Origin of the sequence: Halomonas jincaotanensis (genome assembly GCF_018448785.1) — a bacterium.
In the GTDB taxonomy this organism is placed as follows: domain Bacteria; phylum Pseudomonadota; class Gammaproteobacteria; order Pseudomonadales; family Halomonadaceae; genus Halomonas; species Halomonas jincaotanensis.
The window spans coordinates 366819-379837 of the sequence record NZ_JAHCLU010000003.1; the positions used below are offsets into that span (position 1 = coordinate 366819).

Annotated in this window: 8 protein-coding genes; 3 read left to right on the top strand and 5 right to left on the bottom strand. The window is 61.8% G+C overall.

What is annotated here, in order from left to right; translation table 11 throughout:
- Positions 1-8: 8 nt before the first annotated feature.
- From nirB to KG088_RS04975, 4 genes are all read right to left on the bottom strand, one after another.
- A complete protein-coding gene (nirB, locus tag KG088_RS04960) occupies positions 9-2510 on the bottom strand; it encodes a nitrite reductase large subunit NirB (protein ID WP_213824378.1) in 2502 nt (833 codons plus the stop codon).
- Positions 2507-3871 (bottom strand): NAD(P)/FAD-dependent oxidoreductase, encoded by a 1365-nt coding sequence (locus KG088_RS04965; protein ID WP_213824379.1) that lies wholly within the window; start codon positions 3869-3871, stop codon positions 2507-2509. Before KG088_RS04965 ends, nirB begins: the two co-directional genes overlap by 4 nt.
- 284 nt (positions 3872-4155) lie before the next feature.
- Entirely contained in the window at positions 4156-5214 is a 1059-nt protein-coding gene (locus KG088_RS04970; RefSeq protein ID WP_213824380.1) for a CmpA/NrtA family ABC transporter substrate-binding protein, read from the bottom strand.
- Positions 5215-5224: 10 nt separating this feature from the next.
- Positions 5225-5824 carry an ANTAR domain-containing response regulator gene (locus KG088_RS04975; RefSeq protein ID WP_213824381.1) on the bottom strand — a complete coding sequence of 200 codons (600 nt, stop codon included), beginning with the start codon at positions 5822-5824 and terminating at the stop codon, positions 5225-5227.
- A 402-nt stretch (positions 5825-6226) separates the two neighbouring features.
- Here KG088_RS04975 and KG088_RS04980 point away from each other — a divergent pair, with 402 nt between their 5' ends.
- Together KG088_RS04980 and cobA are read left to right on the top strand one after the other, a co-directional pair.
- Positions 6227-8992 (top strand): nitrate reductase, encoded by a 2766-nt coding sequence (locus tag KG088_RS04980; protein WP_213824382.1) that lies wholly within the window; start codon positions 6227-6229, stop codon positions 8990-8992.
- Positions 8949-9875, top strand: coding sequence for a uroporphyrinogen-III C-methyltransferase (gene cobA, locus KG088_RS04985; RefSeq protein ID WP_250148068.1), 927 nt, complete (start codon positions 8949-8951; stop codon positions 9873-9875). Before KG088_RS04980 ends, cobA begins: the two co-directional genes overlap by 44 nt.
- A gap of 161 nt (positions 9876-10036) precedes the next feature.
- Here the strand turns inward: cobA and KG088_RS04990 are convergent, their stop codons facing one another.
- A complete protein-coding gene (locus tag KG088_RS04990; protein ID WP_213824383.1) occupies positions 10037-10849 on the bottom strand; it encodes a formate/nitrite transporter family protein in 813 nt (270 codons plus the stop codon).
- Positions 10850-11091: 242 nt separating this feature from the next.
- Between KG088_RS04990 and KG088_RS04995 the strand changes: the two genes are divergently transcribed.
- The gene (locus KG088_RS04995; protein ID WP_319941382.1) at positions 11092-12999 is read left to right on the top strand and encodes a bifunctional protein-serine/threonine kinase/phosphatase; all 1908 of its coding nucleotides are present in this window, start codon (positions 11092-11094) and stop codon (positions 12997-12999) included.
- Positions 13000-13019: the final 20 nt, after the last annotated feature.

The window sequence follows — 13019 nt, forward strand, 5'->3', positions numbered from 1 at the left end:
CTCCTTGTTCAGGCTGGGCGCAGTTGGCCGCGCTCTTCGGTGACGATAATGTCCGGATCGGGGCGGCTGTCGTTGACGAAGCTACGGAAGCGCTTGAGCTTTTCCGGGTCGTTCAGCGCATCGGCCCACTCGCACCGGTAGTTGTCGATGACCGTCTGCATCTGGGCTTCCAGTTCTGTGCCGATCGACAGGCTGTCGTTGATGACCACCTCCTTGAGATAGTCCAGGCCGCCGTCGAGGTTCTCGCGCCATACCGAGGTACGCTGCAGGCGATCGGCGGTGCGGACATAGAACATCAGGAAGCGATCGATCAGTTGGATGAGACGCTCGTCGTCGAGGTCGGTGGCAAATAGCTCGGCATGCCGCGGACGCATGCCGCCGTTACCGCAGACATAGAGATTCCAGCCATTTTCGGTGGCGATCACGCCGATGTCCTTGCCCTGCGCTTCGGCGCATTCGCGGGTGCAGCCCGATACGCCGAACTTGAGTTTGTGGGGCGAACGCAGGCCCTTGTAGCGCTCCTCCAGACGGATCGCCATGCCCACGCTGTCCTGAACGCCATAACGACACCAGGTGCTGCCGACACAGGACTTCACGGTACGCAGCGACTTGGCATAGGCGTGTCCGGTCTCGAAGCCGGCGTCGAGCAGTTCGCTCCAGATGTCCGGCAGGTCTTCCAGGCGGGCCCCGAACAGGTCGATACGCTGGCCGCCGGTGATCTTGGTATACAGACCAAAGGTCTCGGCCACCCGGCCCAGCACGATCAGCTTGTCGGGCGTGATCTCGCCACCCGGGACACGCGGAACGACTGAATAGGTGCCGTTCTTCTGCATGTTGGCCATGAAGGTGTCGTTGGTGTCCTGCAGCGGGATGTGCGCGGCGTCGGTAATCGGCTCGTTGAAATTCGACGCGAGAATCGATGCCACCGCCGGCTTGCAGATGTCACAGCCGAGTTGGTGAGTGTCTTGATTGCCATGCTTCTCGATCAGCGCGCCGAAGGTCTTGATGCCCTCGACAAGCACGATGTCATAGAGCTCTTGACGAGTATGGGCGAAGTGCTCGCATATCGAGCGGTCGACCTCCACGCCACGCGCTTCCAGTTCATGATCGACCACACTCTTGAGCAGCGCCGCGCAGCCACCACAGCCGGTACTGGCCTTCGTCTCGCACTTGACGGTCGCCAGGTCCTCGGCTCCGGCGTCTAGCGTGGCGCAGATATCGCCCTTGCTGACGTTGTGGCAGGAGCAGATCGTCGCCGTCTCGGGCAGGGCGTCCGGGCCCAGGGTCGGCGCTCCTTCGCTGCTGGGCAGGATCAGCGCGGCCGGGTCTTCGGGGAGGTCCAGGCCATTGCTGTAGTACTGCATCAGGGTGTCGTAAACGCTGTTGTCGCCCACCAGCATGGCCCCGACCAGCCGCCTGCCGTCGCTGGAGACGACCAGCTTGCGGTACTGCTGCTTGATCTGGTCCAGATAGCGGAACGTCTTGGCGCCGGGCGTGCGGTCGCCGTGGGCATCGCCGATGGCGCCGACATCGACACCGAGCAGCTTGAGCTTGGTGCTCATGTCGGCGCCACGGAAGCTTTCCCCGCCTTCCAGCAGGGTGGCGGCGGCGACCTTGGCCATCTGATAGCCGGGTGCCACCAGGCCGAAGATGCTGTTGTTCCATAGCGCCACCTCGCCGATGGCGAGGACGGCCGGGTCACTGGTCAGGCATTGGTCGTCGACGACGATGCCGCCGCGCTCGCCCATCTCCAGGGCACTGTCACGGGCCAGCTCGTCGCGAGGCCGGATGCCCGCGGAGAAGACGATCAGGTCGGTCTCCAGCACCTTGTCGTCCTGGAAGACCATGCGATGCGCGGCGTCCACGCCATCCTCGATGCGTTGGGTGGCGCGGTCGGTGTGGACCTGTACGCCGAGTGCTTCGATCTTCTCGCGCAGCAGCTCCCCACCCTCGCTGTCGACCTGCATGGGCATCAGGCGCGGGGCGAATTCGACCACTGCGGTGTCAAGCTCGAGCCCGCGCAGGGCGTTGGCGGCTTCCAGGCCGAGCAGGCCGCCACCCACCACCACGCCGGTCGAGGCGCTCTTGGCGGCCTCGCGGATGGCGTCCAGGTCGTCCAGGGTGCGATAGACCAGACACCCCGGACGGTCGCTACCGGGCATCGGCGGCACGAAAGGGTAGGAGCCGGTCGCGAGCACCAGTCGCTGATAGCCGTAGCGGCCCTGGTCGGTAACAACCTCGCTGGCATCGCGGTCGATGGCGGTGACCGCCTCATGCAGGCGTATTTCGACGCCATTGGCGGCGTACCAGTCGGCATCAGAGAGGGCGAGGGAGTCGGCGTCACGACCGGTGAAATATTCGGAGAGATGGACACGGTCGTAGGCACGATGACGCTCCTCGCCGAAGACGGTGATGGTGTAGCGCTCGGTGGCGTCTTGCTCGATCAGCTGCTCGACCAGATGATGGCCGACCATGCCGTTACCGATGATGATGAGATTGGGCTTGTTCATGCGGCCTCCTTCTGAGGGCGTGCGTGTTCGTCTAAGCGGGTGTCGTGGGCGTCGAGCAGCGCATCGGCATCGGCACTACCCAGCAGCAGGGCCTGGCGGCAGGCGCTTAGGTCGCGTCCCGACTGAGCCTGGGCGAAGTACCAGGGGCCCATGGCAGTGTCGCCATAGAGCACGACGCCTTCGAGTCGGCCATTGCGCAGCAGCAGGCGGCGATAGTCGCCCTGGGCGGGGTCGTGGTAGCTGAGGACGTCGTGGTCGTCGTCGGGCTCGGTCGGGCCGAAGGCATAGAGCGAGATGCCACTGATCTTGAGCTGGGTAGCGCTGGGTCTTTCGACATAGCGGGCCTGACTGTCAGCGCCGGTGGCCTTGTTCGCGAGATACTCGGCGAGCACCTCGACCTGGCGCCAGATGGGCTCCACCAGACCATAGGTCTTGCTCTGGAACTGACAGCATTCGCCGAGGGCATGGATGGCCGGGTCGGAGGTGGTCAGGGTGTCGTCGACGACGATGGCCCGGTCGACATCGAGACCGGCCTGGCGTCCCAGTTGGTCGTTGGGGGTAATGCCGGCGGCGATCACCACGCAATCGGCGGGCAGGCGCCGGCCATCCTCCAGGCGTACCGCGACGACATGACCGTTAGCATCGCCCTCCAGGGCGGCCAGGCGGGCCTCGGTGTGGACCTCGAGACCGCGGCCGACAAGCTCGGCTTCCAGCAGGCTCGCGGCGGTAGCGTCGAGTTGGCGATTCATCAGGCGGCCGGCGCGTTGCAGCACGCTGACCTGCAGGCCTTGCGTGTCCTGGTTCTGCTGTTGAGAGCCCTGCTTGCGAAAGGCTTGTTTACGCAGCCCCTCGGCGGCTTCCAGCCCGAGCAGGCCACCACCGACGACCACGGCATGTCCGCCCTTTTCGGCGGCAGCCGTCAGCGCGGCAGCGTCCTTGAGATCGCGAAAGCCGTGGACGCCTGCAAGGGTGATGCCCTCGATATCCGGCATCGATGGGCGTGAGCCGGTGGCCAGTATCAGTCGGTCAAAGGCGAGCTGGCGGCCGGTGTCGGTGGTCAGGTATTTAACCTGGCGATCGAGCTTCGCGACCCGTTCGCCGAGGATCAGCTCGATGCCCTGTTCGGCGTACCACTCGTCATCGCTAAGGGCTACGCCCTCGCGGTCCATCTCGCCCGCCAACAAGGGCGACAGCATGATGCGGTTGTAGGCGGCGGTGCGCTCATCGCCGAGCACGGTAATGGGCAACGGGCCATCGAGTCGCTTGCGCAATGCTTCTATCAGCCGGTGGCCGGCCATGCCGTTGCCGACGATCACAAGGTGTTCATGGGCGCCGGCGACTCTGGGAAGTCGGTGATGCATTGGGCTCACCTCTTTTTCGTCAACTTTTCCGTCGACTTTTCAGTCAACTGACACGAACAAAAAGGCGCCTCGTCACTGCCCTGCAGAGAGGGAGAGACAAGACGTCGTTGTCCAATTTGATAAGAGATCCGGGGATCATGCGATCGCCGTTGATCGCGGGTTACCGACTAGTCATTCAAGAAGCGGGCCCATTCGCCGATAAACCATGGTTTATTGTTTATTATCAGTTGGTTGTAACTTGCATGGTTGACGCCAACGCTGTCTAGAAAACGTTAATTTGCACGCTATGGGTGCGTTGCAGCATCGAAATGCACGGGGCTGTAGCACTCCGTCAGGGTGTTCTGATCCAGAGACCGGCCATAACTCAGCATGTGCCGAGCGATCGGGTCGGAGAATCGCGTTGTGAACTGGGCGTCGGGGCGCAGCATGGTGGTGCCGGTGAGTCGTTGATGTATCGGTGGAGCGTCTAGAGGCAAGGTCGCCAGGTGGGAGACGGCTTGATCCAGGTAAGGCGGCAAGGCGAGCCAGTGGCGCGCCTGTAGACAATGCTCGGGTGACGCCGCAAGCCACTCGGCGGCTTTCACCAGGGCGCGAATCATGGCGGCGAGGGTGGCGGGGTAGCGATTTGCCCAGGAGCGTGTCACGCCGAGCACCTTTTCCGGGTGATCCGGCCATAGCTGATGACCTGTCGCTACGATGCGTCCGATGTCACGGTATCTGGCCAGGCTGCCCCAGGGCTCGCCGGCGCAGAAACCGTCGATCTCCCCCGCCTTGAGCGCATCGACCATGCGTTGCGGCGGCAGCGCGACCAGGGTGGCGTCGCCGTCGGGGTCGAGATCACCCAGGGCCAACCATTCGCGCAGCAGATAATGTTGACAGGAGAAGGGATAGACCATCGCCAGACGCAACTCGCGATTAACGGTTGTGCGACGTTGCCAGTTACCCAGTGCCTGAGCGCTCTTGGCAGGATCCTCGGTCAGGAAGGCGCCGCTGGCGTCAACGAGGGTCGGCGAAAGGGTCAGGGTGTTGCCGTTACGGCTCAATGTGACGGGCGCCAGGGTGTCGCAGGGCGCTCGGCCGAGGCCCAGGCTCATGGCCAGTGGCAGTGGCGCGAGCATATGGGCGCCGTCGAGCAGGCCGGCGGCGACCTTGTCGCGTAGGGTCGACCAGGCATTTTCGCGTGACAGCGAGACGTCCAGGCCTTGCTCGGCGAAGAAGCCATGCTCGCGGGCGATGACCGGCAGCGCGGCATCCAGCAACGGAATGAAACCCAGGGACAGACGTTCGAGTTCCGGCGGTGATGTCTCGTTGGGTGAGGATTCGGCTAGCGATGGAGTCGTCATATAGGGGCTCTTATTCTGGCGATCGAAGATCCAGGCGTTCGAGAATGTCGATGACGCTGTCGGCGACCTCGGCGATGCGCTGGCCGCGGTCCATGGCCAGCTTGCGGAGCATGCGGTAGGCCTGCTCCTCGTCGCAGTCCTGATGTTTCATCAACAGGCCCTTGGCGCGCTCGATACGCTTGCGTTCGACCAGCTGGTTACGCGCGCGGTCGAGCTCCTGACGCATGGACTGAAACGCATCGAAACGGGCGATCGCGACTTCGATAATCGCCTTGACCCGCCCGGCCACCAGGCCATCGACCACATAAGCGCTAACGCCGGACTTCAATGCCGCCTGCATGGTGTCGGGGTCGTGCTGGTCAGCGAAGAAAACCACCGGCCGGGGGTTTTCGCGGTTGAGCAGCGCCATGCTGTCGAGGGTGTCGCGGTCCGGCGATTCCATGTCGATGATCACCACGTCGGGCTGATGACGGGCGACCATCTCATTGAGGCTCGCGGGACTCTGCAGGCGACAGACGACCGAGTGACCGTCATGGGTCAAGGCTTCCTCTACCATGGCGGCGCGGACGACTTCATCATCGACCAGCAGGATCTTCAGGGGTGTGGGCATGGGCTTTTATCGCTTGTCGGGTTGTTGCGTCCTTGGCCTCCCGGGCTTGCAAGATGCATTCCAGTGTTGTCTTTATGCAGCCGCCAGCGGGTTTGGCATAGGGTGTCGGTTGTTGATCGGGCCAATATTGCACCGCAGCAGTGCATTATGCGTCTTACGGCTGGCGCTTGTGATGCAGAGGTGGTTGGGCGGCGGTCCCCTGGTGAGACCAAGACTGCCTGGGAATAGGGTTTGGGCACTTTTGGCACATATATTGCTTTCTTTCAAGTAGCGGTACATCAGAGAGGCGTTGTCGTCTCTCCCAGGCAATGACGCCCACCACAGGACTCCTTCGGGAGTCGTGGTGGGCGTTGTCGTTTGCACCCCGGAAAGATAACCCTGCAAAACCTCGAGGAGGTCGTCATGCATCAGGCCCGAACCACCTGCCCCTACTGCGGCGTTGGCTGCGGCGTGCTGGCTGAGGTCGACGGTGACCGGATCACTGGCGTCGCCGGCGACGATGAACATCCGGCCAATTATGGCCGACTGTGCGTCAAGGGCTCGGCCCTGCACGAGACGCTTGGCGACCAGGGCCGTCTGTTGAAACCCCGGGTCGATGGTGTGGAAGTGGACTGGGATACGGCCCTGGAAACGGTGGCCGAACGCCTCTCGAGTGTACGTCGTGCCAATGGCGACCAGGCCGTATCGGCCTACCTCTCCGGTCAGTTGCTCACCGAGGATTACTATGTCGCCAACAAGCTCTTCAAGGGCTTTCTGGGCACGCCGCATCTGGATACCAATTCGCGGTTGTGCATGGCCTCGGCGGTGGCGGCGCACAAGCGTGCCTTCGGTGCCGACGCCGTGCCTTGTTGCTACGAGGATCTCGAGGAAGCCGAGCTGGTGGTGCTGGTGGGCTCTAACCTGGCCTGGAACCACCCGGTGCTTTATCAACGCCTGCGCACGGCCAAGAGCCGCAATCCGTTATTGCGCGTGGTGGTGATCGACCCTCGCGTCACCGACAGCTGCGAGATCGCCGATCTCTACCTCGGCCTGGCGCCGGGCACCGATGCTCGACTGTTCAATGGCCTGCTGGCCTGGATGGCCGACAAGAAGCGGCTGGATACGATCTATCTGGAAAAGCATACCCGGGGATTGGCGGACGCGCTGGCCGCGGCACGCGAAGATGATACCTCGGTGGCGGCCATCGCCGCCGACTGTGATGTCGACCCGGAGCGGCTGGAAACCTTCTTCTTCTGGTTCGCCAGCCAATTGCATGTGGTGACGCTGTTTTCCCAGGGCATCAACCAGTCTTCGAGTGGCACCGACAAGGGCAACGCGATCATCAATTGCCACTTGGCGGGCGGCAAGATCGGCCTGCCCGGCGCCGGCCCCTTCTCGATTACCGGACAGCCCAACGCCATGGGGGGGCGTGAGGTCGGCGGGCTTGCCAACCAGCTCGCCGCGCACATGGATTACCACACCCCGGGCGCCGTCGACCGGGTCACGCGTTTCTGGACCACGCCGACGCTGGTGCCGAACTTGCCCGACGGGCCCGGCCACAAGGCCGTCGAGCTTTTCGAGGCGATCGAACGGGGAGAGGTGAAGGCGGTATGGATCATGGCCACCAACCCGGCGGTCAGCCTGCCCGACAGCAATCGCGTGCGTCGCGCCCTGGCCCAGTGCCCGGTGGTGATCGTCTCCGAGTGTGCGGCGGCGACCGATCTGCTGCCTTACGCCGATATCGTGCTGCCCACTTCCGGCTGGTCGGAAAAGGATGGCACCGTGACCAACTCCGAGCGCTGCATCTCGCGCCAGCGGGGGCTGCTGCCACCGCCGGGCGAGGCACGGCACGACTGGTGGATCATGGTCGAGGTCGCCAAGCGGCTGGGCTTCGGTGAGGCCTTCGCCTATGACCATCCCGGCGATATCTTCGACGAGCATGCTCGCCTGTCGGGCTTCGAGAACCCTCCCGTCGCCTCATCCGGCAACCCGTGCGACGGGGCGCGGCTGTTCGATATTTCCGGCCTGGAAGGGCTTGGCCGTGAGGGCTACGACAGCCTGACACCCATCCGTTGGCCGGTAACGGTTGATGCGCCTGGCGGTACGTCTCGGCTGTTCGAGGATGGCCGCTTCGCCACCCCGGATGGCCTGGCCCGTCTGGTGTCGGTTCGTCCCTGCGGTCCCGTTCAGTCGCTTGGCGCAGCGCGCCCGCTGCGCCTCAACACCGGCCGGGTGCGCGACCAGTGGCACACCATGACCCGCACCGGTCGCGCGCCACGGCTGATGAACCATCGGGCCGAGCCGTTCATCGACGTGCACCCGGACGATGCCGCCGCACATGGCGTCAATAACCGGCAGCTGGCCCGCCTCCAGGGGGCGGGAGGCGAGTATGTGGCGCGGGTTCGCCTTGCCAAAGGGCAGCGACGGGGCGAGGTCTTCGTGCCCATGCACTGGACCGACCAGTTCAGTGGCATGGCCCGCATGGGTGCGCTGCTTGAAGCTCATCTGGATCCGGTGTCCGGTCAGCCGGAGCTCAAGCACGGTGCCGTGTCGCTCGCGCCCTGTCATCCCCACTGGGAAGCCACGCTGATGGTGGCCACCGATATGCCGGTCGGCGATGCCATCCTCGATCACAGCGCCTACTGGGCGCGTATCCCGCTGGCGCATTGCCAGCGCTGGCAGTTGGCCGGCGCCCCTGAGGCTCCCCGTGATTGGTTGGCCTGGCTGGAAGAAAACATACCCGACCCCGTTGCCCTGTGGAGCGAGGACCCGGCGAGTGGCCGGCTACGCGCCGCCGGCCTCGACAATGATCGCCTGCGCTGGTGGTTGATGGTCGGCCCCCCTATGGAACTGCCGGGGCTGGCCTGGCTGGATGAACGCTTCGCCGAAGCCGAGCAGGGCGAGGCCTTGAGTGTCGAGCGTCGCCGTCGGCTCCTGGCCGGCTGCGACGATGGCAATGCCGATAGTGGACCGCTGGTATGCAGCTGCCATCAGGTCGGCCAGGCCGCCATTGTCGCTGCCATCCATGCCGGCGACGCAAGCGTCGAGGCCCTGGGGGCCCGGCTGGCCTGCGGCACCCAGTGCGGCAGCTGTATTCCTGAATTGAAATCCCTTATCGAAGAAAGTGCTGAAGAGGAGGGGAGTCATGCGCATTCTCAATCGAAGCCCGAAGCCATCGATGTCGCTTGAACCCTCGAGGGGACTGGGAACGGGGCTGGCCCGACTCGCCACGGGGGCCAGTCGTTGGCTGGCCGGACTGGCCGGCACACCAGCCCTGCCGCCGAGACTGGCGCTACGTGGCGAGTGTCGCCACGGCAGCGTTTATCTGGTCGGCGCCGGCAGCGGGGACGCCGAGCTGTTGACACTCAAGGCCGCCCGCCTGCTCGCCCGCGCCGATGCGGTGGTCTATGACCGCCTGATCGGTGATGACGTGCTGGCGCTGATTCCGCATGGCCGCGAGCGCTACTACGTCGGCAAGGCCCGCGGCCACCACAGCGTGCCGCAAGCGCAAATAGGCCGCCTGTTGGTCGAACTGGCTAGGCAGGGCAAGTCGGTAGTGCGCCTGAAGGGCGGCGACCCCGGCGTCTTCGGCCGCATGGGCGAGGAGCTGGCCGCGCTCGCCGAAGCCGGCGTGCCCGCCGAGATCGTGCCCGGGATCACCGCCGCCTCCGCGGCGGCGGCCTCCATGGGCATTCCGCTGACCGACAGGGCCCACGCCCAGCAACTGCGTTTCGTGACGGCCCAGCTATGCCGCGAGGACGGCGCGCCCGATTGGGCCTCATTGGCCCGTCGCGACGAAACGCTGGTGTTCTACATGGGGCTGTCGAAGGTGACGGCCATCTGTAACGGGCTTCGCTCGGCCGGACTGCCCGACGACTGGCCGGTCATGCTGGTCGCCAATGCCAGCCTGCCGGAGCAGCAAGCCCTGACCGGCACGCTTTACGACATGCCAGCCAAACTGGCCGCTTACCCATTGCCCTCGCCTTGCCTGATCGTCGTGGGCAGCGTTGTGGGTATGGTCGAGACCGGCCCGGCGGCGGCAGTAGTCGAGAGGCACGGGGAGGCGTTATAAAAAGCATCCCAACTCGAAGGCTCGGCTACAAATTAACCTTATGTCGGGATATGGCGCCTACTTTACAGGCGATTAGACAAAATAAAATACTCGCTGATGACATGTTGGAATAATGAGTCAGCGAGTATTTTATGAGATGCATTTATTATTAAACGTGGCGATCAGGCAAAGGTCTTCTTGGCCTGGGTACGCACGTGGGTGGTGTAGAGCACGAGTCCCACCAGCGTTAATCCGCCTACGAGATTACCCAGCACGGTCGGGATTTCGTTCCACATGACGTACTGATACAGGGTGAAATCAGCGCCCATCATGAGGCCGATCGGGAACAGGAACATGTTCACAACGGAGTGCTCAAAACCCAAGTAAAAGAAGACGATGATCGGCATCCACATCGCCATGATCTTGCCCGAGACATGGGTGGAGATGGCCGCACCGACAACGCCCATCGAGACCATCCAGTTACAGAACATACCCCTGAGAAACAGGACGATCCAACCGGCCACGCCAGCATCCTGATAACCCACGGTGCGGCTCTCGCCGACATTCATCATGGTCTGGCCTACCTCGTTGATCGCTTCGGTCCCCCCCATCGTGAAATTCATATAGCCGAACACGGCAATGAACAGCGCGCCGGCAAGATTACCGACTCCGACCAGTCCCCAGCACTTCAACATTCGAGGCAAGGTCACGCCCGGTCGCTTGTCGAGCCACGCTATTGGCACGAGCGTAAAGACACCGGTAAGCAAGTCATAGCCCATGAGATAGAGCATGCAGAAGCCGACGGGGAACAGAAGTGAGCCGAGGAGAAACGACCCGGTGTTCGTGGCGATGGTGACGGCGAAGATCACCGCCAGCGCCAGGGTGGCACCGGCCATGAAAGCACGGATGAGCGTATCCCTTGTGCCCATATAGACCTTGGCTTCGCCTTGGTCTACCAATTTGGTTACGAATTCAGAGGGCAGAAGATAGGACATAATGCTGTCTTCCTGTTTCAGTTGGGTTAACTTACGCAATGCCCCAGAATCCTTCGGTCACTGTTACCTTCGATGGCAATCCTGGGGCAGCGAAGGCATGTCGAATGCCGCCACTATTTATAAGCATTCTTCATGCCAACTTTTGTTACTGTTACGCTTCAGATACGCAACGCTCCCCGTAGGATTCTATTTTTTATTTGTTCACGACGTCAGGCTCTCTGTTGCTTTGAAAAATGCCGGTAATGAGCGATTTAAGCGGCGCGCTTTGCACCATATATGGGCGAATAGTTGAGAGTCTTGCGCTAAATTTGAGCATCCGCCAACTCGACGAACACGCCGAATCTCGCCCGGAAAATAGAATACTGACTGGCGATGAGGAGGGTGGCGGTGTCGTCCTCGCGGATTCATGGCTTATTCAAGGGGTCACTATGTCCAGCCAACTGCAAATAGCTGTCGGGCAGCATTCCGACAAGGGCCGCAAGGCTATCAATCAGGATTTTCATGGCATGTACATGCCCGAGCAGCCACTATTGAGCACCAAGGGCATCGCCATTGCCCTGGCCGATGGGATCAGTAGTAGCGAAGTTAGCCAGATCGCCAGCGAATCGGCGGTAAAGGCCTTTCTGGAAGATTATTACTGTACCTCGGAGACGTGGACGGTGAAAAAGTCGGCACAGCGGGTGCTGTTGGCCACCAATTCATGGCTTTATTCCCAGACCCGTCAAAGCCAGTATCGTTATGACATGGACAGGGGCTATGTATGCACCTTGAGCGCCATGATCATCAAGTCGACGACTGCGCATTGCTTTCATATCGGTGACGCGCGCATCTATCGTTTACAGGGCAAAACCCTTGAGCAATTGACCAATGATCACCGTCTTCGCGTGTCGCCCGAGAAATGCTATCTGAGTCGAGCACTGGGCATCGACGATCAGGTGGAAATCGATTATCAGGCGTTCCAGGTGGTGCGAGGCGATATCTTCTTGTTGGCGACGGATGGCGTCTATGAACATATCCGCCATGGGGAGATAATCAATGCCATTAGCGATAACCGTGACGACCTGGATGCTGCAGCAAGACGCATCGTGCAGAATGCCTACACGAACGGCAGCGACGATAACCTCACGGTTCAGCTAGTTGTTATTGACGATATTCCGGACCAGGACGCGCACGCGCTGTATCAGCAATCCATGCAGCTCTCGCCTCCCCCCGTATTGAACGCCGGCATGGCACTGGATGGTTTTACCATCATCAGGGAACTGCATGTCAGTCACCGCAGCCATGTCTATCTGGCCATCGATGAGGCGAGCGAAACGCAGGTCGCGCTCAAGACGCCCTCCGTCGATATGCAGGACGACCCGGTCTACCGTGAACGGTTCTTGATGGAGGAATGGGTAGCCCGGCGAATCGACAACCCCCACGTTGTGAAGGCCTTTGCCCACAATCGACAACGCCATTACCTGTATACCGTTACCGAATTCGTTGAAGCGCAAACTCTCACTCAATGGATGATCGATAATCCCCGGCCCTCGCTCGAGACGGTAAGGGCTATCGTGGAGCAGATCGCCAAGGGCTTGCAGGCATTTCATCGCCTGGAGATGGTCCATCAGGATGTCAGGCCGGGCAATATCCTGATCGATGATAACGGGACCGTGAAACTCATCGATTTCGGGGCGACGAGAGTGGCGGGAATCATGGAAATTGCCGCTTCACTCGATCAGGATACCCTGCTGGGTACTGCAGCATATTCGGCGCCGGAATACTTTCTCGGCGAGAGTGGCTCGGCCCGTTCCGATATCTTCTCCCTGGGCGTCATCACCTATCAGATGCTGACCGGAAAGTTGCCCTATGGCACCATGGTGGCGCAAACAAAAACCCGAGCTGCACAGCATAAGTTGAAATATCGATCAGCGTTGACGGCGAATCAAGATATTCCCGCCTGGCTGGATGAGGTGCTGAAAAAAGCGGTGCATCCGAGCCCCCTCGGACGATACGAAGCGCTGTCAGCGTTTATCTTTGAGCTGCGTCATCCCAACAGGGCATTTCTCAACAAGACTCGCCCCCCCTTGATCGAGCGCGATCCGGTCAGTTTCTGGAAGGGTGTTTGCTTGATCCTGATGATTGTCATTGTTGTTTTGTTGATAGTTTAGATGTTGACATGGCCTCCATG